The organism is Kitasatospora sp. NPDC059673, assembly GCF_042734215.1.
Taxonomy (GTDB): domain Bacteria; phylum Actinomycetota; class Actinomycetes; order Streptomycetales; family Streptomycetaceae; genus Kitasatospora.
Map to the genome: position 1 here is coordinate 136,637 of NZ_JBHWEN010000008.1, position 21,597 is coordinate 158,233.

General features: G+C 71.5%; 22 protein-coding genes. 3 read left to right on the forward strand and 19 right to left on the reverse strand.

The window, feature by feature from the left end:
• Positions 1–54 precede the first annotated feature (54 nt).
• Positions 55–702: a hypothetical protein gene (locus ACFV18_RS12440; RefSeq protein ID WP_380482190.1), complete on the forward strand. Its 648-nt coding sequence runs from the start codon at positions 55–57 to the stop codon at positions 700–702.
• A gap of 13 nt (positions 703–715) precedes the next feature.
• Positions 716–1,906: a nucleotidyl transferase AbiEii/AbiGii toxin family protein gene (locus tag ACFV18_RS12445; RefSeq protein ID WP_380482192.1), complete on the forward strand. Its 1,191-nt coding sequence runs from the start codon at positions 716–718 to the stop codon at positions 1,904–1,906.
• Here ACFV18_RS12445 and ACFV18_RS12450 read toward each other — a convergent pair.
• The 4 genes from ACFV18_RS12450 to ACFV18_RS12465 all read right to left on the reverse strand — a co-directional run bounded on the left by ACFV18_RS12450 (position 1,903) and on the right by ACFV18_RS12465 (position 6,974).
• Entirely contained in the window at positions 1,903–4,131 is a 2,229-nt protein-coding gene (locus ACFV18_RS12450) for an ATP-binding protein (protein WP_380482194.1), read from the reverse strand. The two genes, ACFV18_RS12445 and ACFV18_RS12450, sit on opposite strands and share 4 nt — an antisense overlap.
• A 141-nt stretch (positions 4,132–4,272) precedes the next feature.
• Positions 4,273–4,596, reverse strand: coding sequence for an STAS domain-containing protein (locus tag ACFV18_RS12455; RefSeq protein WP_380482196.1), 324 nt, complete (start codon positions 4,594–4,596; stop codon positions 4,273–4,275).
• Positions 4,597–5,133: 537 nt separating this feature from the next.
• Positions 5,134–5,787, reverse strand: coding sequence for a response regulator (locus tag ACFV18_RS12460; protein ID WP_380482198.1), 654 nt, complete (start codon positions 5,785–5,787; stop codon positions 5,134–5,136).
• Entirely contained in the window at positions 5,784–6,974 is a 1,191-nt protein-coding gene (locus tag ACFV18_RS12465; protein ID WP_380482200.1) for a sensor histidine kinase, read from the reverse strand. The genes ACFV18_RS12460 and ACFV18_RS12465 overlap by 4 nt, the downstream gene beginning before the upstream one ends.
• Before the next feature lie 123 nt (positions 6,975–7,097).
• Between ACFV18_RS12465 and ACFV18_RS12470 the strand changes: the two genes are divergently transcribed.
• Positions 7,098–7,637 (forward strand): hypothetical protein, encoded by a 540-nt coding sequence (locus tag ACFV18_RS12470; protein WP_380482202.1) that lies wholly within the window; start codon positions 7,098–7,100, stop codon positions 7,635–7,637.
• 7 nt (positions 7,638–7,644) lie between these two features.
• Here the strand turns inward: ACFV18_RS12470 and ACFV18_RS12475 are convergent, their stop codons facing one another.
• The 15 genes from ACFV18_RS12475 to ACFV18_RS12545 form a co-directional block, all read right to left on the reverse strand.
• Positions 7,645–8,217, reverse strand: a complete 573-nt coding sequence (locus ACFV18_RS12475) for a cob(I)yrinic acid a,c-diamide adenosyltransferase (protein WP_380482204.1) — start codon at positions 8,215–8,217, stop codon at positions 7,645–7,647.
• A gap of 90 nt (positions 8,218–8,307) precedes the next feature.
• Entirely contained in the window at positions 8,308–8,808 is a 501-nt protein-coding gene (locus ACFV18_RS12480; RefSeq protein ID WP_035866161.1) for a DUF2550 domain-containing protein, read from the reverse strand.
• A 127-nt stretch (positions 8,809–8,935) separates the two neighbouring features.
• Complete coding sequence (locus ACFV18_RS12485; protein ID WP_380482206.1) at positions 8,936–9,319, reverse strand: F0F1 ATP synthase subunit epsilon; 384 nt, start codon at positions 9,317–9,319, stop codon at positions 8,936–8,938.
• A 219-nt stretch (positions 9,320–9,538) separates the two neighbouring features.
• Positions 9,539–10,981 carry a F0F1 ATP synthase subunit beta gene (gene atpD / locus ACFV18_RS12490; protein ID WP_380482208.1) on the reverse strand — a complete coding sequence of 481 codons (1,443 nt, stop codon included), beginning with the start codon at positions 10,979–10,981 and terminating at the stop codon, positions 9,539–9,541.
• A 2-nt stretch (positions 10,982–10,983) separates the two neighbouring features.
• Positions 10,984–11,898, reverse strand: a complete 915-nt coding sequence (locus tag ACFV18_RS12495) for a F0F1 ATP synthase subunit gamma (RefSeq protein WP_380482210.1) — start codon at positions 11,896–11,898, stop codon at positions 10,984–10,986.
• A gap of 32 nt (positions 11,899–11,930) precedes the next feature.
• On the reverse strand, positions 11,931–13,505 hold the full coding sequence (gene atpA, locus ACFV18_RS12500) for a F0F1 ATP synthase subunit alpha (protein ID WP_380482212.1): 1,575 nt from the start codon (positions 13,503–13,505) through the stop codon (positions 11,931–11,933).
• Between the two features lie 154 nt (positions 13,506–13,659).
• Positions 13,660–14,475, reverse strand: coding sequence for a F0F1 ATP synthase subunit delta (locus tag ACFV18_RS12505; RefSeq protein ID WP_380482213.1), 816 nt, complete (start codon positions 14,473–14,475; stop codon positions 13,660–13,662).
• Complete coding sequence (locus ACFV18_RS12510; protein WP_035866145.1) at positions 14,472–15,029, reverse strand: F0F1 ATP synthase subunit B; 558 nt, start codon at positions 15,027–15,029, stop codon at positions 14,472–14,474. Before ACFV18_RS12510 ends, ACFV18_RS12505 begins: the two co-directional genes overlap by 4 nt.
• Positions 15,030–15,070: 41 nt before the next feature.
• On the reverse strand, positions 15,071–15,298 hold the full coding sequence (gene atpE / locus ACFV18_RS12515) for an ATP synthase F0 subunit C (protein WP_043916032.1): 228 nt from the start codon (positions 15,296–15,298) through the stop codon (positions 15,071–15,073).
• A gap of 80 nt (positions 15,299–15,378) precedes the next feature.
• Entirely contained in the window at positions 15,379–16,191 is an 813-nt protein-coding gene (gene atpB / locus ACFV18_RS12520) for a F0F1 ATP synthase subunit A (RefSeq protein WP_369880280.1), read from the reverse strand.
• A 279-nt stretch (positions 16,192–16,470) separates the two neighbouring features.
• A complete protein-coding gene (locus ACFV18_RS12525; protein ID WP_380482216.1) occupies positions 16,471–16,893 on the reverse strand; it encodes a hypothetical protein in 423 nt (140 codons plus the stop codon).
• A 279-nt stretch (positions 16,894–17,172) separates the two neighbouring features.
• Positions 17,173–18,597 carry an undecaprenyl/decaprenyl-phosphate alpha-N-acetylglucosaminyl 1-phosphate transferase gene (locus ACFV18_RS12530; protein WP_380482217.1) on the reverse strand — a complete coding sequence of 475 codons (1,425 nt, stop codon included), beginning with the start codon at positions 18,595–18,597 and terminating at the stop codon, positions 17,173–17,175.
• 150 nt (positions 18,598–18,747) lie between these two features.
• The gene (gene glyA, locus ACFV18_RS12535; protein WP_380482219.1) at positions 18,748–20,010 is read right to left on the reverse strand and encodes a serine hydroxymethyltransferase; all 1,263 of its coding nucleotides are present in this window, start codon (positions 20,008–20,010) and stop codon (positions 18,748–18,750) included.
• A 205-nt stretch (positions 20,011–20,215) separates the two neighbouring features.
• Positions 20,216–20,851 (reverse strand): protein-tyrosine-phosphatase, encoded by a 636-nt coding sequence (locus tag ACFV18_RS12540; RefSeq protein WP_380482345.1) that lies wholly within the window; start codon positions 20,849–20,851, stop codon positions 20,216–20,218.
• Positions 20,852–20,883: 32 nt separating this feature from the next.
• Positions 20,884–21,531, reverse strand: coding sequence for an L-threonylcarbamoyladenylate synthase (locus tag ACFV18_RS12545; RefSeq protein WP_380482221.1), 648 nt, complete (start codon positions 21,529–21,531; stop codon positions 20,884–20,886).
• Positions 21,532–21,597: the final 66 nt, after the last annotated feature.

Genomic DNA, 21,597 nt, shown 5'->3' on the forward strand with positions numbered 1-21,597 from the left:
GGCCCGGCCGACCCCGGTGCGCCACGGCCCGCGCCCGCCTGCCAGGATCCCCGCATGCCCGTGCGAAGCGCTGAACCGGTCGGCCGGTACGAGACCCATCTCACGCTGGCCCCGGCCGAGGCCGGGGCGCTGGCCGGGTGGGCGGACACGCACGGTCTGGAGTTCACCCACATCCTGCTGGCCCGCGGCCGGCACCCCTCACAGCCGATGCTGTCCTGGCAGAGCGAGGGCACCCTGGCCGCCCAGCACCATCGCGCCGCCGCCGAGACGGCCCGGCTGCGGGCCGCCGGGTTCACCCCGGTCCGGGTGAAGATCGAGGCCGACCCCTGGACCCCGGGCGTCCCCGGCACCGACGCGGAGGCCGAACTGGCCGACGCCGCCTGCTACTTCGAGCACCACGTGAAGGTCCGGCTGGCACCGGACGTCCCCCGCGACGCCCTGGTCCGGGCCGCCGGCGGCCACCACGCCCACGTCTCCTGGAACGCCCGCCGCACCGAACCCGGCGGCCACCGCCAGTACTTCGTCACCCAGCGCTGCCACCGCCTCGGCCTGACCACGGCCGGCTCCCGCCTCGACCGCCTGACCGCCGCGCTGACCGCGGCCGGTTTCCCGCCGCTGAAGGTCACCCGCGAGTATGTGGTCCACGACTCGGCGATCGGACTGGACTCCGGCTGGCTCGACGACGCCGCGACCACCCGCTGACCGAGGAGGCCCCATGCCCGACCACCACCCGCTGCCCGAGGACCGTCGCGACTGGCCGAGCACGCACCTCGCGATCGACGACCCGCGGGCCACCCAGCCCGCAGTCTTCGACCCCGCCCTGAAGCAGTTCGACAACGCCTACCGGGCGGGCGAGCCGCGCTTCACCGACCCCGCCCTCTGCGCCGCCTGGTACGCGGCCCGCCGCACCGCGATGGACACCGTCCTCGCCGCCGTCGCCGCCTCCGGCTGGGCCGGCCACCTGGTGCTGCGCGGCTCCGTGGTGCTGAAGGCCTGGTTCGGCGACGCGGCCCGCGAACCCGGCGACCTGGACTTCGTCGTCACCCCCGCCGACTGGATGCTCGACGACCCGCGCACCGCCGACCTGTTCGACAGCCTCACCCGCGCCGTCGCCGCCACCTCCGGCCCGATCCGCTTCCGGCCCGAACAGAGCGCCACCGAGGACATCTGGACGTACGAACGGGCCCCGGGCCGCCGCCTGATGCTCGTCTGGGAGGCCGACGGCCTGCCCGACGGCACCCTGCAGCTCGACTTCGTCTTCAACGAAGAGCTGCCCGTCCCCGCCGAGCCCCTGGAGGTCGCCCCCGGCGCGGTGCTGAACGTCGCCGGACGCGAACTCTCGCTCGCCTGGAAGCTCCTGTGGCTCGCCACCGACAGCTACCCGCAGGGCAAGGACGTGTACGACGCCGCCCTGCTGGCCGGCTCCACCCGCCTGCGCTACACGGTGCTGCGCGACATCTTCGCCGCCGCCGACATCCGCTTCGCCACGCGGCCGATCGGCCCGGACAGCGTTCCCGCCGAGACCGAGTGGCACCACTTCGCCGCCGAGTACCCGCACCTGGCGGGCGACGAGGCCGACCACCGCCGCCGGCTGGCCGCCGCCCTCGCCCCGACCTTCGCCGAAGTCCCGGACGCCGACCGCGCCGCCTGGTGGTGCGAAGCCTGGCTCGCACCACTGCGCCGCGTCCACACCGAGGAAGGCTTCGCCGCCGCCCAGACCTGGCTGACCGACCGCCGGACCCACTTCGTCCTGGCCCACCGCCTCAACACCGAGGCCCTCGGCCCCGCCACCCCCGACGACCTCACCGCCGCCATGCTCGCCTGCCCGGCCTGGTCCTCCTACGCGGACCTGATCGCGAGCGGCCACCTGACCCGGGAGGCCATCGAGTCCTGGCTGGATTCCTAGCCCGTCGGGCTGCCCGACGGGTCCGGGGAGGTCGAGGTCGTGGGGCTGGACGAGGAACTGGGAGGCGCGGAGCTGGACGCCGAGCTGGACGGCTTGGTGGTCTGCGGCGGCGAACTCGTCTGCGAGGACGAGGACTTGGTGGCACTCGTCGAGGTGCTCGGCTTCGCACTGGTCGGGCTGCCGCTCGGCCGGTGGCTGGTGGTCGGGCTGCCGCTGGCCGACTCCGACGGGCTGTCGGACGGCGTCGCACTGTCGCTCGCCGACGGCCGCGGGCTGCTGCTGGGCCGGGGGGTGGTGGTGGCGCCCGGCTCCGGAACGATGTCGTCCGCGGAGGTGCCGGGCTGCTTCCCGGCGGGGCTGTCCTCGCTGCTGACGGCGACCCCGATCGCGGTGCCGAGCACGCCGAGCGCCATCACGGCGGCGCCCGCCGCGAGGGCGGTCTTCCGGGTCCCGGCGGGGGCCCGCTTGCGCAGCCGGGCCGGCACCTGGGCGATCGCCCGGATGGTGCGCCGGCCACGGTCCGGCTGGGTGTCGCCGGCGCCGGGGGTGAGCGCCGCGGTCTCCTCCAGCCGGATCAGGTCGAGCATCCGCCGGCCGGCCGTCCCGCCGCGCTGGTCGCCGGCGGCGGCGCGCAGCGCGAGCGCGGCCTCCAGTTCGGCGACGGCCCGCTGCGAGTTGCCCACGCACAGCGAGTACACGCCCAACTCGTGCTGGAACCACGCCTGTTCGGCGGATCCGCCGAGCATCCGGGCGGCCTCCAGGCCGAGTTGCAGGGCCCGTTCCCAGGCGCCCCAGCGCAGCGACAGGGCGAGCACGGGCGCGGCGGCCCGGGCCAGCCGCAGCACCTGTTCGGGGCGGTCGGCGTTCCGTTCGGCCACCAGCACCGCGAGGATCACCTCGGCCTCGGCGGCGACCTGGCGGGTCGTCACCGAGGCGTGGCCGACCCACCAGGACAGGTGCTCGGCCGCGCCGTGCGCGACCCCGCCGGGGGCGAACGGGGCGGGCTCCCCGTGCGTGTCGGCCTCCAGTTCGGGCAGCAGCGCGGCGAGCACGCCCTCGGTGAGCCGGTGGTGGCCGCCCACCGACACCGCCAGGCCGTTGTCCACCAGCTCCTGCAGTGCGCTCTCGCCGAGACCGACGTCGATCAGCGCGGGCAGGTGCGGCGCGGTCGGGCACTCCCCGCCCAGCGCCAGCGCCAGCCGCAGCACCCGCCGGGCCGGTTCGCCCAGGCCCTGCACCAGCAGCCGGGCCGGCGCGGCGCTCTCCCCGACCGACGGCAGCGACACCCCGGCCCGCAGCTCGGCCTCCAACTCGGCCGGATCGTTGGGGAGTTCGTACTCCTGCGCGAAGCCGAAGACGCTCCGCCGGTCCTCCTGCGCGGCGACCAGCGCGTCCACCGCGACATCCCGCTGCCGCAGCAGGGCGGCCGCCCGGACGAATCGCAGCGGCAGGCCCTCGGACTCGAACCACAGGTCCACCGCCCAGGCCCGCTCGGCCTCGTCCAGCTGACGTCCCGCCAGCCGCGCCGCGAGCGTCAGACACGCCGGCCGGGACAGGCCCGCCACCAGGTGGTCCCGCAACCGCGAACCGGGCGGCGAGGGCGGCGCGTCCGGCGCGGTACTGACCAGGAACGCGCACTCGGGGGCCAGCGCGAGCAGCTCCTCCAGCTCCTCGCCGGACGGCTCCACGTCGTCGATCACCACCACCGCGGCGACCCCGGCCAGCAGTTCGGCCAACTGCTCCCGGTCGGGACGGAAGTCCGGCGCCTGATGGGTCGTCGCGAACAGGTCCTGCAACAGATCGGCGGACGTCCGGCGGTAGCCGCTCAGCCGCACCACGCCGTCCGGCGCCAGCTCTCCCGCCGCCTCGGCGACCGCCGCGAGCAACGCGGAACGGCCCGAACCGGCCTGCCCGACCAGCCGCACCGAACGGCCCTCCCGGAGCTGCCCGAGCACGGCCTCGATGTCGCCGTCACGGTCCAGCAGCGGCAGATCCCCCGGCCCGGCCCCCAGCGCGAGCGGCCCCACCGCCGCAGACGGCCCCAACTCCGGCCGCGCCTGCACCAACCCGCGGATCCGCCGCGGCTGCGGCAGCCACTCGTCCGGACAGCGCCGCGCCTCCGACCCCTCCGGCCCCCCGACCACCACCAGCCGCTCACCGCTGACCAGTTCCCCACCCCGCGGGCGTACCCCGTCCCCCCGGAATTCCCCGCTCGGCTGACCCACGTCACTGCTCCCCGCCACTCGGACACCTGACCGGAGACTTTCCCACATGACCGAACCGGGTCAACACACCGGGTTGTCACGGGCGCGAGCGGACGGGTGCGAAATCAGGGGCGCGTGGGGGTACCTCCCGCCCCCCGGCCGCTACCCCATCGCGGGCAGCGTCTCCTGCCCCGCCCCCTCCACCGCCAGAATCCGGTGCAGCCGGGTCGCCACCAGCAGCCGCTGAAGCTGCACGGGCACCTCCCGCAGCACGAGCCGCCGCCCGGCCCGCCCGGCGCGCCGGTGGGTGCCCATGATGACGCCGAGTCCGGTCGCGTCCCAGGATTCCAGCCGGCCGAGGTCGAGGACGAGATCGCCCTCACCGCCGTCCACCGCGGCGTGCAACCGCGCCTTGGCGTCGGCGGCGCTGCGCACGTCGAGCCGCCCTTCGATGGCCAGTCCGGTGTGGTCGCCGGTGATGCGCACGCTGTCCTCCTCCTCGGCCGTGTGCCGTTGTTCGTCCGCCGCGTTGCGCCTGCCGCCCGTCACCCCAGGGACCGACCGCGCCATGTTTCGGGCCGGTGGTGCACCGGCTCTTCCTGAATCTGACGGCCGACCAGTTCCGCAGGTTGCTGTCACCCGGCGGACTGTCCCTCAACTTCACCCGTCCGAGGGAATATACGCAGGTACGCCTGGTACTTACGCTCGATTGCCGCCCAAATCACCCGTCTGCGGGTGCTCCGTGAGCAAACTCACCCGGAGGGTACGGGGCGCCGCCAGCGAGCTGGTCGTACGGTCATCTGGTCCTCCCGGGGGCATGCCGAGGGCCGCCCGTGCCGGGCAGCACCGACCGCCCGGCGGGAGCCACATCGCTCTGCGCCGGACTCTAGTAGGAGCACGCGTTCCGTGGTGCGTTCCGGCAGTGTGATCTGCACCGGAACAGGTGTGATCTGCGCCCCTCCCCGCAGAACCCCTCCCCACAGGCCCCGCCGGCCGAACTCCGCCACACAGGCCCCACCCCCGTCACCGCTCCCCGGGAACGGGCACTCCCCACTCCTGCGCGAGGATCGCCGCCTGCACCCGGCTGCGCAGCCCCAGCTTCGCGAGGATCCGGCTGACGTGCGTCTTGGTGGTGGCCTCCACCGTCCCGAGCCGGTGCGCGATCTCCGCGTTGGACAGGCCCGCCCCGAGGCAGCCGAACACCTCCCGCTCCTTCGGCGTCAGCGCGTCCAGCGCACCGGTGTCCGGCACCGGGGCCGCCGGCCGGGCGAAGGAGGCGATCAGCCGCCGGGTGACGGACGGCGCCAGCATGCCGTCGCCACGGGCGACCGTGCGGATGCCCTCGACCAGGGTGTCCGCCTCCAGGTCCTTGAGCAGGAACCCGGCGGCGCCGGCCCGCAACGCGCCCCACACGTACTCGTCCAGGTCGAAGGTGGTGAGCACCAGCACCTGCGCCGCCCCGGCCTCCACCACCCGGCGGGTCGCGGCGACGCCGTCCAGCCGGGGCATCTGGACGTCCATCAGGACGACGTCGGGCCGCAGTTCCAGCGCCATCCGGACGGCCTGTTCGCCGTCGGCTGCCTCGCCGACCACCTGGAGGTCGTCCTCGGCCCGCAAGATCATCACCAGCGCGGCCCGGACGGCCGCCTGGTCCTCCGCCACCAGCACCCGGATCATTGCCGCTCCCCGCTCGCCGTCCGCGGCAGCACCGCCCGGACCCGCCACGTCCGCCCGTCCGGCCCGGCGTCGAACTCGCCGCCGAGCAGTTGCGCCCGCTCGCCCATGCCGACCAGCCCGGCCCTCGCCCCGGGCACCGCCCGGCCCTCGCCCTCCCGGTACGGGGACTCCACGGTGACCTCCAACTCCCGCTCCCCGTACCGGATGCACAGCCGGACGGGGCCGGGCGCGGCGTGCTTGACGGCGTTGGTCAGCGACTCCTGGACGATCCGGTACGCGGCCAGCTCGACCGGCGCGGGCAGCTCGCCCGCCTCGCCCTGCTGCTCCGCCTCGAACCGCAGCCCGGCCGACCGCCCGGCCGCCCCGGCCTGCTCCAGCAGCACGTCCACGGCCGCCAACCGCGGTGCGGCGTACGGCTCTTCGGGCGTGGCCTCGCGCAGCAGGCCGATCATCCGACGCATCTCGGCGAGGCCCTGCACGCTGTTCTCCCGGATCACCGCGAGCGCCTCCACCAAGGGCTCGTCCGCCGGGCGGGCCTGACGACGCGCCACCGCCTGCGCGCCGGTGGCGTGGATGGCGATCGCCGACAGATGGTTGGCGATCACGTCGTGCAGCTCGCGGGCCATCCGGGCCCGCTCGGCACCCACCGCGCCACGCCGGTCCAACTCGGCCAGCAGCGCGGTCTGTTCGGCCCGCAGCCGCTCCGCCTCGGCGACCTCCCGGTGTCGGCGCAGCAGACCGGCCGTCCACACCGGGGAGAGGAAGATCAGCCCGCAGAACACGGCGATCAGCAGCGCCTCGGAGAGCGTCAGGTACCGCCAGGCCAGGCCGGACAGCACCAGCGTGGTGGCGCCGCCGGTCAGCGACAGCACCCTGCTCATCCGGGGCGGACCGTACAGTACGGCCGCGTACAGCAGGTCGGTGTACAGCAGCGGCGTCGCCACCACCGAACCGAGGTACAGGCCGAGACCGAGCACCACCCCGCCGGCGCTGACCGTCAGCACGGTGCGCCGGCGCCGCAGCAGTGTCAGCCCGGCCATCGCCACCAGCGGCAGCACCGACACCCACGCCGACGGATCGGGCCGCCGGTCGTACGCGCCGACGGCGATCAGCAGCAGGCCGCCGAGCAGCCCCGCCATGGCGATGGCCGCGTCCTGCCCGCGTTCGGAGAGTCTCACCCGACCCATCCCAGCACTCCTTCCAACCTGCCGGAACGACCGCTCGGAGGACCCGCCGTCCGACGAACGGCTGACAGGCCACTCCCCTGCCCGGACGATGACCGCGCGCCCGCACGCGGGAAGGATCGAAGCATGGTTTCCCTGATCGTGGCCGGCGAGGCCGGCTTCTGGGTGGTGCTGGCGGCCGGACTGCTGGCCCGCTACGCGCTGCGCCTGCGCCGCACCGGCCTGGTACTGCTGGCGCTGCTGCCAGTGGTCGATCTGCTGATCCTCGGCGCCACCGTCGCCGACCTGCGCGGCGGCGCCACCGCCGACTGGACGCACGGCCTGGCCGCCGCCTACGTCGGTTTCTCGGTCGCCTACGGCCACCGCCTGGTCCGCTGGGCCGACGCCCACGCCGCCCACCGGCTGGCCGGCGGCCCGAAGCCGCCCGGCGCGCCCAAGTACGGCGCGCCGAGGGCCCGTTACGAGTGGAGCGGGTTCCTGCTGACGCTCCTGGCCTCGGCCGTCACGGTGGCGCTGGTCGCCGCCGTCCAGTGGCTGGTCGACGACGCCGCGCGCACCGCGGCGCTGGATTCCTGGTACCGGCGGATGGCCCTGGTGGTCGGCATCAACCTCGTCGTCGCCGCCAGCTACACGGTCTTCCCCAAGCGGCCCGGGCAGTCCGGGTGATCAGGCGTCAGCGGTTCTCGCCGGGCACCCACAGCACGTCGCCGCGCTCCTTGTTGGCGATGCGGGCCAGGATGAACAGCAGGTCGGACAGCCGGTTAAGGTACTTCGCGGTCAGCGGGTTGACGCTCTCCCCGTGCGTGTCGATCGCCGCCCAGGTGGCCCGCTCGGCCCGCCGCACCACGGTGCACGCCAGGTGCAGGTACGCGGCGCCGGGGGTGCCGCCGGGCAGGATGAAGCTGCGCAGCTTCTCCAGGTCCGCCAGGAACCGGTCACAGTCCCCCTCCAGCCGGTCGATGTAGGACTGCTCGACCCGCAGCGGCGGGTACTTGGGGTTCTCGACGATCGGCGTCGCCAGGTCCGCGCCCACGTCGAACAGGTCGTTCTGGATCCGGGTCAGCACCGTCACCAGCTCGCCGTCCAGCGCCCCGGCGGCCAGCGCCACGCCGATCGCGGCATTGGCCTCGTTGGTGTCGGCGTACGCGATCAGTCGCGGATCGGTCTTGGTGGTCCGGCTCATGTCGCCGAGCGCGGTCGTGCCGTCGTCCCCGGTCCGGGTGTAGATGCGCGTCAGGTTCACCATGCCCGCAGCCTAGCGCGCACGTCTCAGGAGGTGGACGCGAGCCGCGTCACGCCCGTCCTGACCGGAAATCAGGCCCCGACCAGGGCCGGATCAGGCGACGTTGACCCTCTGCCCGGGCGGCGCGGCCTCCAGCCAGGCCAGGAAGCCGGTCAGCGCGTCGTCGCTCATCGCGAGCTCCAGCGGCGCGCCCCGGTGCAGGCAGCGCAGCACCACCGAGCCGGAGAGCAGGGCGAGTTCCTCCTGCCCCTGCGGGTAGCGGCGGCCCAGCACCTCGATCTCGGTGCGCGGCAGGACCCGTCGCGGCCGGGGCGCGTAGGAGAACACCCGGAACCACTCGATGGAGTCGCCGCTGTACCGGCCGATACCAAAAACCCACCCCTTGCCATCGGTCTGTGGGACCGGGGCCGAGGTGGGCTGGCCGTTCTCGTCGAGATCCGGCTGCGTGGAGGCGTCGGCCGGCATTTTCAAGCGGTAGGAGCAGTCGAAGGTGCCGCCCACCCGCTGGATGAGGCGGCGGCGTACCGCGAAGCCGACCAGGCCCGCGATGGCGAGGACCACTACCGACGCGCACACCACAAGGGCGAGGACCACGCTCACCTACCTCCTCGCAACCTTCATCCCCGTTGACGGCCTTGCGCGGCCGCCCATTCCTACCAACTGATACGACAGTCCCGAGGACACGCTCCAAGCGTCCCCGGGACCGTCGCTGAGACCAGGCTCAGTGGTGCGCCTTCAGACCGCCGGCGGCGATCAGTCGGACCTCGGCGCGACGCTCGGCGTGCGAGTCGGCCTCGGCCTTGGCGTTCTCCAGCGCGCGCTCGGCGCGGGCGACGTCGATCTCGTCGGCCAGCTCGGCGATCTCGGCGAGGATCGACAGCTTGTTGTCGGCGAACGAGATGAAGCCACCGTGCACCGCGGCGACGATCGTGCCCTCGGAGACGGTGCGGATGGTGACCGGACCGGTCTCCAGCACGCTCAGCACCGGGGTGTGACCCGGCATGATGCCGGTGTCACCGGAGGCCGTACGGGCAACAACGATGGTGGCCGCACCGGACCACACCTTGCGGTCGGCTGCGACCAGCTCGACGTGCAGCTCAGCCAACGTGGGCTCCTTGGCTCTTGCCGGGGCTCGGCCACCCGGGCGAACGGGCGGCTGAGCTCTCGGCAGTTTCGGTAAGAATAACGGTCACGCACCCCCGGAATGAAACCAAGGGCTCGTAAATGACCGGGATCACAGCACTTCCAGCGTTGAGGGGTGGCCCCCGACGAGAGCCGGGAACCACCCCTCAACGGTTGGGTCTGCCGTGCGACCGGTCTGCGGTTACTTCTTCAGCAGCTCGGCGGCGTTGCGCTCGAGGTCGTCGATGCCACCGCACATGAAGAAGGCCTGCTCCGGGACGTGGTCGTACTTGCCGTCCGCGATGGCGTTGAAGGCCTCGATGGTCTCCGACAGCGGGACGGTCGAACCCTCGACACCGGTGAACTGCTTCGCCACGTAGGTGTTCTGCGAGAGGAAGCGCTCGATGCGGCGGGCACGCTGCACCGTGATCTTGTCTTCCTCGGACAGCTCGTCGATACCGAGGATCGCGATGATGTCCTGCAGGTCCTTGTACTTCTGCAGGATCCCCTTGATACGGATGGCCGTGTCGTAGTGGGTCTGCGCGATGTACCGCGGGTCGAGGATGCGGGACGTGGAGTCCAGCGGGTCGACGGCCGGGTAGATGCCCTTCTCCGAGATCGGGCGCGACAGAACGGTGGTCGCGTCCAGGTGGGCGAAGGTGGTGGCCGGCGCCGGGTCGGTCAGGTCGTCCGCGGGGACGTAGATCGCCTGCATCGAGGTGATCGAGTGACCGCGGGTCGAGGTGATGCGCTCCTGCAGGAGGCCCATCTCGTCGGCCAGGTTCGGCTGGTAACCCACCGCGGAGGGCATACGGCCGAGCAGGGTCGACACCTCGGAACCGGCCTGGGTGAACCGGAAGATGTTGTCGATGAAGAGGAGCACGTCCTGCTTCTCGACGTCGCGGAAGTACTCCGCCATGGTCAGCGCGGAGAGCGCGACGCGCAGACGGGTGCCCGGCGGCTCGTCCATCTGGCCGAAGACCAGCGCGGTCTTGTCCAGAACGCCCGAGTCGACCATCTCGTCGATGAGGTCGTTGCCCTCACGGGTGCGCTCACCGACACCGGCGAACACCGACACACCACCGAAGTTCTCGGCGACGCGGTAGATCATCTCCTGGATCAGAACGGTCTTGCCGACACCGGCACCACCGAACAGACCGATCTTGCCACCCTGGACGTACGGGGTGAGCAGGTCGATGACCTTGATGCCGGTCTCGAACATCTCGGTCTTCGACTCGAGCTCGGAGAAGTTCGGGGCCTTGCGGTGGATCGGCCACTTGACCTCGACGGAGGCCTCGAACTCGGCCTTGTCGACGTTCAGCACCTCACCGAGGGCGTTGAAGACCTTGCCCTTGGTGATCTGGCCGACCGGGACGGAGATCGCCGCACCGGTGTCGGTGACCTGCGAGCCGCGGACCAGGCCGTCGGTCGGCTGCATCGAGATGCCGCGGACCAGGCCGTCGCCGAGGTGCTGGGCAACCTCGAGGGTCAGGGTCTTCTTGCCGGTGCCGTCGGGGTTGTCCACCTCGACGTGCAGGGCATTGAACATGTCCGGAATCGCGTCGACGGGGAACTCCACGTCGACGACCGGGCCGATGACCCGCGCGACGCGGCCCGTCGCCGTGGTCTCAACAGTGGTGGTCATAGTCATTCGCTCCCCGCGCTAGCGTCGGCCAGCGCGTTCGCGCCGCCCACGATCTCGCTGATTTCCTGGGTGATCTCGGCCTGACGGGCCGAGTTGGCAAGCCGCGTCAGCGACTTGATGAGCTCGCCGGCATTGTCCGTCGCGCTCTTCATCGCACGCCGGCGGGCGGCGTGCTCGGAGGCGGCCGACTGCAGGAGAGCGTTGTAGATCCGGCTCTCGACGTACCGCGGCAGCAGGGCGTCAAGGACACCCTCGGCCGACGGCTCGAAGTCGTACAGCGGGAAGATCTGGTTCTTCGCCGGCGACTTGTCGCTGAGCTCGACCTCGTCGAGCTTCAGCGGCAGCAGTCGGGCGTCCACGGCGGTCTGCGTCAGCATCGACACGAACTCGGTCGACACCAGGTGCAGCTCGTCCACGCCACCGGTCTCCGCGGTGAAGGCCTCGATGAGGTCCGCCGCGACGGCCTTCGCGTCCCCGTAGGTCGGCTTGTCCGAGAAGCCCGTCCACGAGTTCGCGACCGCGAGGTTGCGGAACCCGTAGTACCCGACGCCCTTGCGGCCGACGATGTACGTGACCACTTCCTTGCCCTCTTCGCGGAGCTTGGCGGCGAGCGCCAGCGACTGCTTGATGGCGTTGGTCGAGTAGCCGCCCGCCAGACCGCGGTCCGCCGTGATCAGCAGCACGGCGGCGCGCGAGGCACTCGGGTTCTCGGTGGTCAGCGGGTGCTTCGCGTTGGACCGGGTGGCCACCGCGGTCACCGCACGGGTGAGCTCATCGGCGTACGGGGTGGAGGCGGCCACCGCGCGCTGCGCCTTGACGATGCGCGACGCGGAGATCATCTCCATCGCCTTGGTGATCTTCTTCGTCGCGGTGACGGAGCGGATGCGGCGCTTGTAGACCCGAAGCTGTGCTCCCATGGGTCGTTACGTCCTTTCCCTCGCTACCGGACTCAGGCCTGCTCGGAGAGCAGCTTGCCGTCCGCCGTGGTGTAACCCTGCTTGAACGAGGTGATCGCCGCGGTCAGCGCGTCGATGGTGCCGTCCTCGAGCTTCTGGGTCTCGGCGATGCCGGTCAGGATGCCCTTGTGCTCCAGACGCAGGTGGTCCAGGAACTCGCGCTCGAAGCGACGGATCTCCGCGACCGGAACGTCGTCCAGCTTGCCGGTGGTGCCGGCCCAGATCGAGACGACCTGGTCCTCGACCGCGAACGGCTGGTACTGGCCCTGCTTCAGCAGCTCGACCATGCGCGCACCGCGCTCCAGCTGGGCCTTGGAGGCCGCGTCCAGGTCGGAACCGAAGGCGGCGAACGCCTCCAGCTCACGGTACTGGGCCAGGTCCAGGCGCAGGCGGCCGGCGACCGACTTCATGGCCTTGATCTGGGCGGAGCCACCGACGCGGGAGACCGAGATACCGACGTTCACGGCCGGGCGGATGCCGGCGTTGAACAGGTCGGACTCCAGGAAGCACTGGCCGTCGGTGATGGAGATGACGTTGGTCGGGATGTACGCCGAGACGTCGTTGGCCTTGGTCTCGATGATCGGCAGACCGGTCATCGAGCCGCCGCCGAGGGCGTCGTTCAGCTTGGCGCAGCGCTCCAGCAGGCGGGAGTGCAGGTAGAAGACGTCACCCGGGTAGGCCTCGCGGCCCGGCGGGCGGCGCAGCAGCAGGGAGACGGAGCGGTAGGCCTCGGCCTGCTTCGACAGGTCGTCGAAGACGATCAGGACGTGCTTGCCGTCGTACATCCACTCCTGGCCGATGGCCGAACCGGTGTACGGGGCGAGGTACTTGAAGCCGGCCGGGTCGGAGGCGGGAGCAGCCACGATGGTGGTGTACTCCAGCGCGCCGGCCTCCTCCAGGGCGCCGCGGACGGACGCGATGGTGGAGCCCTTCTGGCCAACGGCGACGTAGATGCAGCGGACCTGCTTCTCCGGGTCGCCCGAACGCCAGTTGTCGCGCTGGTTGATGATGGTGTCAACGGCGACGGCGGTCTTGCCGGTCTGGCGGTCACCAATGATCAGCTGGCGCTGGCCGCGGCCGATCGGGGTCATCGCGTCGATGGCCTTGATGCCGGTCTGCAGCGGCTGCTTGACCGACTTACGGGCCATGACGCCGGGGGCCTGCAGTTCCAGGGCACGACGGCCGGTGGAGGCGATGTCGCCCAGGCCGTCGATCGGGTTGCCCAGCGGGTCCACGACACGGCCGAGGTAGCCGTCGCCGACCGGAACCGAGAGGACCTCGCCGGTGCGGCGCACGGTCTGGCCCTCTTCGATGCCACCGAACTCGCCGAGGATGACGACACCGATCTCGCGGGTGTCGAGGTTCAGCGCGAGGCCGAGCGTGCCGTCCTCGAACTTCAGCAGCTCGTTCGCCATGACCGAGGGCAGGCCCTCGACATGGGCGATGCCGTCCGCCGCGTCAGTGACCGTGCCGACCTCTTCCACAGAAGCGGCGTCCGGCTGGTACGACTGGACAAAGTCGGCCAGCGCGTCCCGGATCTCCTCCGGACGGATCGTAAGCTCCGCCATCAGGCTTCCCTGCTCTCCTAGTTTGCGATCCTCGGCCCGCCATTGAGGGCCGCAAGTGCTCGACTCTCGGCCGGGTCGGGTGAACCGGCCGTACGTTTTGCCGGCCCACCTGGTGTGGACCGACGCCCGACCGAGGGTCGGATAGTGCTGGTGCTCAGCCTTCGAGGCCCTGGCGAGCGCCTTCGAGGCGGCTCGCGACGGTGCCGTCGATGATCTCGTCGCCGATCTGCACCCGGACACCGCCCTGGACCTCGGGGTCCACGTCGATGTTCAGGTGCACCGGACGGCCGTGCAGGCCGGCCAGCGCAGCGGCAAGCCGCTCCTTCTGGCGGTCCGACAGCGGCACGGCGGTGGTGACCAGGGCCACCACGCGGCCCCGCCGGGAGGCGGCGAGCTTGGAGTAGGTCTCCAGGCCACCCTCCAGGCTACGGCCCCGGGGGACGGTGACCAGGCTGGTGACCAGGCGGACGGTGCCCGCGTTGGCCTTGCCGCCGAGGAGCTTGCGGATCAGCGCCGTCTTGGCGGCCTTGTCGGCCTTCGGCTCGGTCAGCGCGGCGCGCAGCTCGTGCGAGCCCGCCACCACCCGGCCGAACCGGAACAGCTCGTCCTCGACGTCGTCCAGCGCGCCCGCCTTGTCGGCGGCGATGACCTCGGCGTACGCGGTCAACTGCTCGACCGCGTCGACCAGGTCGCGCGAGCCGGACCAGCGCGAGCGGACCAGGCCGGAGACCAGGTCGACGGTCTCGCCGGAGACCTGACCGGCCAGCAGCGAGGTGACCAGCTGGGCCTTGTCCTGACCGGACCGCGAGGGGTCGGTCAGCACGCGGCGCAGCGAGACCTCACGGTCCAGCAGCACGGTGACGGCGGCGAGTTCCTCGGCGAGCTTGGCCGCGTCCACCGAAGTGTTGTCGGTCAGGCTCTCGAGGTTCTCGCGACCGGCGGCGAGGGCCTCGCGGCTCGCGCCGATCACTTGGCCGCACCCTGGGCAGCGGCGGCCTTGGACTCAAGCTCGTCCAGGAAGCGGTCGATGACACCGCTCTGGCGGGCGTGGTCCTCCAGGGACTCACCGACGATGCGGGAGGCCAGCTGGGAGGCCAGCGAGCCCACGTCCTGGCGCAGGGCGGCGGTCGCCTGCTTCTTGTCGGCGTCGATCTGCGCGTGGCCGGCGGCGACGATGGCCTCGCGCTGACGCTGGCCCTCCTCGCGCATCTCGGCGATCAGGACAGCGCCCTGCTCACGGGCGTGCTCGGTGATCCGAGCGGCCTCGTGACGCGCCTCGGCCAGCTCGGCGCGGTACTGCTCCAGCAGGGCCTGGGCCTCGGCCTGAGCGGTCTCCGCGCGCTTCATGCCGCCCTCGATGGCGTCGCGGCGCTCCTCCAGCACCTTCTCGATGCTGGGGAGGAGCTTCTTGCCGAGAAGGCCGAAGACGATGAAGAAGCAGAGCAGGCCGATGATGACCTCGGGCCACGCGGGGAGAAGAGGGTTCATCTTCTCTTCAGCCGCGAGGAGAACCTCGGGGGTCATATCAGAACCTTTCGTCGGAATTGACTACCGGTGCGCCTGGCTCACTGGCCGTAGACGAACGGCATGACGATGCCGATCAGGGCGAGGGCCTCGGTCAGGGCGAAGCCGATGAACATGTTGGAGCGGATCAGGCCGGCAGCCTCGGGCTGACGGGCCATCGCCTGCACGCCGTTACCGAAGATCAGACCGACGCCGATGCCGGGGCCGATCGCGGCGAGGCCGTAGCCGATGGAAGCGACGGAACCGGACACAGCAGCGAGAGCGGACATCTCAGCTAATCCTTTGCGGGGATGGGATACCGGTGGGTGTTGGCCACCGGGAGTTCAGGGCGCGGCCGGGGCCGCGGGGCTCAGTGCGCCTCTTCCAGGGCACCGGCGATGTAGCTGCTGGCGAGCATCACGAAGATGTACGCCTGCAGGAACTGCACCAGCAGCTCGAAACCGGTCAGACCAACGGCCACCACGAAGGACACCGAGCCGTACAGGGCGCCGATGCTGGGGCTCAGCAGGTACCACGAGGCCACCGAGAAGACGACGATCAGCAGGTGACCGGCGAACATGTTGGCGAAGGCTCGGACCGCGAGGGTGAAGGGGCGCACGAAGATGTTCGAGAAGAACTCGATCGGCACCAGGATGAACATGACCCAGCCCGGGATGCCCGACGGCCAGCAGAGGTTCTTCATACCGCCGACGAAGCCGTGCTTCTTGAAGGTCAGCGTCATGTAGGTGATCCACACGATCGCCGCGAGCCCGACCGGGAACGCGATGCGCGACATCACCGGGAACTGGGCGAACGGGATGATGGACATGATGTTCATGATCCACACGAAGAAGAACATCGAGACCAGCATCGGGACGTACTTCTCGCCCTTTTTGCCGATCGTCTCGAGCACGATGCTCCGCTTGACGAAGTCGTACCCGATCTCGCCGACCAGCTGGAGCTTGCCCGGAAGCAGCTTCGGCTTGGCGAACGCGGCCCAGAAGAAGCCGACCACCAGGAGGGCGCAGATGATCGACAGCAGCATCGGCTTGGTGAAGTCGACGCCACCGACCGTAAAGATCGGCTTGAAGTCGAACTCGTTCAGGCCGGGGGCCGGGAAGCCGCAGCCGGAGTTCAGGTGGCAACCGGCCTCGGAGGCGAGCTGGACGTCAGCACCCACCACAGACTCCTTCGTTCTGACGCATGGTTACGGCAACCTCGGTGTGTCGGCGTGGCCTGCGGCCACGATGCGGCACTGGAACTAGTTGGATTTCTCGCGGACCCCGGGCGGCGCACATCCACGCCGCGGGATCTTCGAAAGCTTCGTGGAGCTGGGGGGCGATCCGTCCGATTTCCGGAGGGACCTGGCCGCTTCCCGTACTCCGCCGTTGGGACGGACGATAGCAGCCCGTCAGGAGGGCATAAACACCGCCCCCCTCGCGAGAGGGACGGTGCACCCCGCTCACGGTTGACGCCCGGATTTCGACTTGCCGTCGGGTTCCACGTAGAAGGTCTTCGCCCGCAGCCAGCCGCGCACCTGGAACGCCGTCCAGATGATCGCGAGCCCGAGCAGGGAGAAACCGAAGACCTTGTGGTCGAAGAACGAGAGGTGCTTGGCGACCGCCAGCAGAATGCCGATCAGCAGGATCTGCGTGGTGTACACCAGCAGCGCGGCCGCCATCAGCATCTGCGGATTGTTCCGGGTCAGCCGGTCGAGAGCGACCTGGCCGAAGCCGAAGAAGCAGATCACCACCACCGTCGCCAGCAGGGCGCCGAGCAGGCCCTTCCCCTGGGCAACGGCGAAGGAGATCGCCATGGCGATCACTCCGGCGGCCGCAGTGGGGATTGCGGCGCCACGGAGGATCCGGGCGTCGTGGGACGGCATGTCGGCAGCTCCGGCGGCATGTCGGTGGCAAGGGGCAGAGGTACAAGGACGAGAACCACGCCGCGGACCGCCGGTGAGGGCGGAGCCTGTCGAGGGAGACCGACCAGGGACGGAAGTCCTCCATGTCAGGTCTTTCGGCGGGTTCTCGGTACTCGTGAACGGTATCACAAACTATTTGATGAGAGCTTTACCATGAACGTGTGGCACCTGTCACACCATCCGCCCACAGGTGCCGCCGAACGGGCGTCTCCGAACGGTCCAGCGGGAGTTGACGAAGCGTCAGGACTGCCGCTCCTCCCGCCGGCCGGACGCCGTCGCCCCCGTTCCGATCCGCCCCAGCAGGGCCTTGTCCTCGGCCGAAAGCTCGGCCATCGCGGGCGCCTCGGAAGCGTCCTCAACAGCCTCCCCGACGCCGGCCTTCGCAAGCTTCCCGGCCTTCCCGACCGTCTCAGCCTTCCCGACCGTCTCAGCCTTCCCGACCGTCTCAGCCTTCTCAGCCTTCTCAGCCGTCGCCGGAGCCTGCCCGGCGGCCCGCTCGCTGCTGCGGTAGCGGGGCGGCACGAACGGCTGGACGGCCTTCGGGGCGCGCGGCTTGAAGCGCGGCATCAGCAGCACCGCGAGGCCCACCAGGCACAGGCCGGCCATGGTGAGGACCACCGTGCGGCCGGTGTTGGTGATCGAGACCGCGACGGTGCCGAAGGCGATCAGCGCGGCCCAGAAGTACATGATCAGCACGGCTCGGCTGTGCGAGTGCCCGACCTCCAGCAGCCGGTGGTGCAGGTGCTGCTTGTCCGCCGCGAACGGCGACTTGCCCGCCCAGGTGCGGCGCACCACGGCCAGCAGCAGGTCCGCCAGCGGCAGCGCGATCACCGTCAGCGGCAGGATCAGCGGGATGTAGATCGGCACCAGGGCGTGCACCGCGATGGTCTGCGAGCCGGTCCGGGCCGAGATCAGGTCGGGGTCGACGCGGCCGGTGATGGAGATCGCGGCGACCGCCAGCATCAGGCCCAGCATCATCGAGCCGGAGTCACCCATGAAGATCCGCGCCGGGTGCAGGTTGTGCGGCAGGAAGCCCAGGCACATGCCGATCAGCACCGCGGTGAACAGTGCGGCGGGAGCGGCGTCGTTGATCCCGTAGCCCAGCCAGAGCCGGTACGAGTACAGGAAGAACGCGATCGCGGCGATGCACACCATGCCCGCCGCCAGGCCGTCCAGGCCGTCGATGAAGTTCACCGCGTTCACCATCACGACCACCAGCGTGACCGAGATGAGCATGCCCTGGGTGGGGGTGAAGGTGACGGTGCCGTAGCCGGGCACCGGGATGGAGATCACCGTGACGCCCTGCCAGACCATCACGCCGGCCGCGATCATCTGACCGCCGAGCTTCACCAGCGCGTCCACGCCCCACTTGTCGTCCAGGACGCCCAGCACGAACATGATCCCGGCCCCGGACAGCAGCGCCTTCACGTCCGCGCTCTGCACGAACAGCCGCCCCAGGTTGGTGAGTTGGGACGCCGCCAGCAGGCCGGCCAGCAGGCCGCCGAACATCGCGATGCCGCCGAGCCGCGGGGTCGGTTCGCGGTGCACGTCACGCGCCCGGACCGCGGGCATGGCGCCGGCGGCGATCGCGAACTTCCGCACGGGGCTCACCAGCAGGTAGGTCACTGCCGCGGAGACGAACAGGACCAGCAGATACTCACGCACCACTGGCCTCCAGGGTCACGGTCCGACGGACGAGTACGCAGGGTACTCCCGCGCAGGTTCGGGGTTCGAGGTGCGTCGCCACGGTGCACACCTTATTGACTCCGACGCCCAGCCCCCGCATCGCGGTTCGCCTCCACGGCCACCGGATGCTCAGCAGCGCCCGGCGAAGGCCCGCGCCAGCTCCCGGACCCGGCCCCGCACCGAGGCCGGCTCGGCCCCGGCCAGCACCCGTCCGAGCAGCTCACCGACCTCGCCGAGCTCGCTCTCGCCCATCCCCTGGGCGGCGCACGTCCCGGTGCCCAGCCGGATCCCGGAGGTCTCGGTGGGCGGCGCCGGGTCGTACGGGACGGCGCACCGCCCGAGCATCAACCCGGCTGCGGCGCACCGGCGTTCGGCCTCCACGCCGGTCAGGCCGAGGCCGCCGACCTCGGCGGTCACCAGGTGGGTGTCGGTGCCGCCGGTGAGCGGCGCGGCCCCGGCGGCGGCCAGTTCGGCGGCCAGCGCCCGTGCTCCCGCCACGGCCCGGCGGGCGTACCCGGCGAACTCGGGGGTGGCGGCCTGGGCCAGCGCCACCGCCTTGGCGGCCACCTCGTTCATCGCTGCCCCGCCCTGGCAGAACGGGAACACCGCCCGGTCGATCCGGTCCGCCAGTTCGTCGGTGCACAGCAGCAGGCCGCCGCGCGGGCCGCGCAGCAGCTTGTGGGTGGCCACCGCGGTGACGTCCGCGTACGGCACCGGGGAGGGTGCGAGGCCGGCCGCGACCAGGCCGGCGGACTGCCCGGCGGTGGCGATCAGGTAGGCGTCCACCTCGTCGGCGATCTCCCGGAAGGCCGCCCAGTCCAGGTGCCGGGGGTAGGAGATGCCGCCCGCGACGATCGCCTTGGGGCGGTGCTCGTGGGCCAGCCGGCGGACCTGGTCGAGGTCGATCAGGCCGTCCTCCTCGCGCACCCCGTAGCCGTGGAACTGGAACCAGCGGCCGGAGAAGTTGGCCCGCGAGCCGGCGCTCAGGTGGCCGCCGTGCTCCAGCGACATCGCCAGCACCGCGTCGCCCGGCCGCAGCAGCGCCGCGTAGGCCGCCAGCACGGCCGAAGTCGCGGACCGGGGTTGGACGTTGGCGTGCGGGGCGGCGAACAGCTGGCGGGCCCGGTCGATCGCCAGCAGCTCGACGGTGTCGGCGGGCGCGCAGCCGGTGTGGTGGCGGCGGCCGGGGTAGCCCTCGGCGTACTTGTCGATCAGCGGCCCGGTCAGCGCCGCCAGCACCGCGGGGGTGGCCAGGTTCTCCCCCGCCAGCAGTTGCAGGGATTCGGCCCGGCGCTCGTCCTCGGCGGACAGCAGGTCGGCGGTCAGCGGGTCCGCCGCGCGCAGGGCCTCGGCGGCCTGCCAGTGGGTCTGTCGGGCATCGGCGACCGTCATGGTGCGGCTCCCGGGTGGGGGGTCCCCCAGCCGAAGGCGAGGGGGCCGGTGCGGGCGGAGATTCCTCCAGCCTAGGTCGGCCCCGGTCGCCGGGCCCGCCCCCACGCGCGGGACTGGGCCTTTCGGCCGCGCCCGGCCACCTGCATCGCCTGCGCACGCAGGCTTCACAAATTCTCCACCGAAACTTTAGTGGAGGGCGCTCAACTCACCGGTCCACGCCGGTCAGTGCGGTCACCACCGGGTCCAGCGCGTCGAATATCTCCTCGCCGCAGTTGCGGAACATGCCGATCGGCGCTCCGTACGGATCCCTCAGCTCGTCCGATTCCGGCGAGGCGGCCAGCAGCCAGCCGCGCAGGGCGGCGGCCGAGCGGACCAGTGCGCGGGCGCGTTCGGTCAGCCGCGCGCCGTCCCTGGGGTCGGGCAGGGTCCGCGGATCGACCCTTTGCACCAACCGGGTGAACTCCTTCAGCGTGAAGGTGCGCAGACCCGCCGCGTGTCCCATCGAGATCACCTGCGCGCGGTGGTCCAGGGTCGCGGTCAGCACCAGGTCGGCGTCGATCACGTGTTCGTCGAGCAGCTCGCGCCCGGCGAAGTCCGCGCTGTCCGCGCCGTACTCACCGAGCACGGTGGCCGCGTGCGCCTCCATCGGGGCGCCCTCGTGGCCCCAGGTGCCGGCGCTCTCCACCACGATCCGGCGGCCCACCCGGGCGCCCAGCCGGGAGTCCAGCTCCAGCCGGGCCAGTCGCTCGGCGATCGGGGAGCGGCAGATGTTGCCGGTGCAGACGAACAGGATCCGGAAGGTGTCCAGCGGGAGCGGCCCGGACGCCGGGAACGGCGCCAGGGCACTCCCCGCTCCGTACAACGGGGCGGCGGTCAACTGCCGGCCTCGACGTCCGGAGCGACCTCCCTCAGCTGCTCGACGCTGATCGCGCCCGCCCGCAGCACCACCGGCACCTTGCCGGTGACGTCGACGATGGTGGAGGCCGTGGCGTAGTCGGCCGTCCCGCCGTCGAGGTAGATCGACACCGCGTCACCGAGTTGCGCCTCGGCCGCGTCGCAGGTGGACGGGGACGGGCCGCCGGTCCTGTTGGCGGAGGACACCGCGAGCGGGCCGGTGGCGTTCAGCAGTTCCAGCGCGACCGGGTGCAGCGGCATCCGGACCGCGACGGTGCCCCGGGTCTCGCCCAAGTCCCAGCGCAGCGACGGCTGGTGCCGGGCCACCAGGGTCAGGCCGCCCGGCCAGAACGCGTCCACCAGCTCCCAGGCCTGCTCGGAGAAGTCGGTGACCAGCCCGTGCAGCGTGGTCGGCGAGCCGACCAGCACCGGCGAGGGCATGTTCCGCCCGCGCCCCTTGGCCGCCAGCAGCGCGCCCACCGCCTCCGGCGAGAACGCGTCCGCGGCGATCCCGTACAGCGTGTCGGTCGGCACCACCACCAACTCCCCGCGGCGGATCGCGGTGGCGGCCTCACGCAGCCCGCTGGCGCGGTCCTGGGCGTCGGAGCAGTCGTATCGGCGGCTCATCGGAGCAATCCCCTTTCGGTGAAATCAGTGGTGGTCGCAGCGGAGCGCGACCGCTGCCGCGAGCGA

Bases quoted from the DNA above. Each gene is read 5' to 3' on its own strand.
- ACFV18_RS12445 (WP_380482192.1), top strand. From the start codon at position 716: ATGCCCGACCACCACCCGCTGCCCGAGGACCGTCGCGACTGGCCGAGC.
- ACFV18_RS12525 (WP_380482216.1), bottom strand. From the start codon at position 16,893: ATGCCGTCCCACGACGCCCGGATCCTCCGTGGCGCCGCAATCCCCACT.
- atpA (WP_380482212.1), bottom strand. From the start codon at position 13,505: ATGGCGGAGCTTACGATCCGTCCGGAGGAGATCCGGGACGCGCTGGCC.
- ACFV18_RS12510 (WP_035866145.1), bottom strand. From the start codon at position 15,029: ATGACCCCCGAGGTTCTCCTCGCGGCTGAAGAGAAGATGAACCCTCTT.
- glyA (WP_380482219.1), bottom strand. From the start codon at position 20,010: ATGACGGTCGCCGATGCCCGACAGACCCACTGGCAGGCCGCCGAGGCC.
- atpE (WP_043916032.1), bottom strand. From the start codon at position 15,298: ATGTCCGCTCTCGCTGCTGTGTCCGGTTCCGTCGCTTCCATCGGCTAC.
- ACFV18_RS12460 (WP_380482198.1), bottom strand. From the start codon at position 5,787: ATGATCCGGGTGCTGGTGGCGGAGGACCAGGCGGCCGTCCGGGCCGCG.
- ACFV18_RS12495 (WP_380482210.1), bottom strand. From the start codon at position 11,898: ATGGGAGCACAGCTTCGGGTCTACAAGCGCCGCATCCGCTCCGTCACC.
- ACFV18_RS12470 (WP_380482202.1), top strand. From the start codon at position 7,098: ATGGTTTCCCTGATCGTGGCCGGCGAGGCCGGCTTCTGGGTGGTGCTG.
- ACFV18_RS12440 (WP_380482190.1), top strand. From the start codon at position 55: ATGCCCGTGCGAAGCGCTGAACCGGTCGGCCGGTACGAGACCCATCTC.
- ACFV18_RS12475 (WP_380482204.1), bottom strand. From the start codon at position 8,217: ATGGTGAACCTGACGCGCATCTACACCCGGACCGGGGACGACGGCACG.
- ACFV18_RS12545 (WP_380482221.1), bottom strand. From the start codon at position 21,531: ATGAGCCGCCGATACGACTGCTCCGACGCCCAGGACCGCGCCAGCGGG.
- atpD (WP_380482208.1), bottom strand. From the start codon at position 10,981: ATGACCACCACTGTTGAGACCACGGCGACGGGCCGCGTCGCGCGGGTC.
- ACFV18_RS12465 (WP_380482200.1), bottom strand. From the start codon at position 6,974: ATGGGTCGGGTGAGACTCTCCGAACGCGGGCAGGACGCGGCCATCGCC.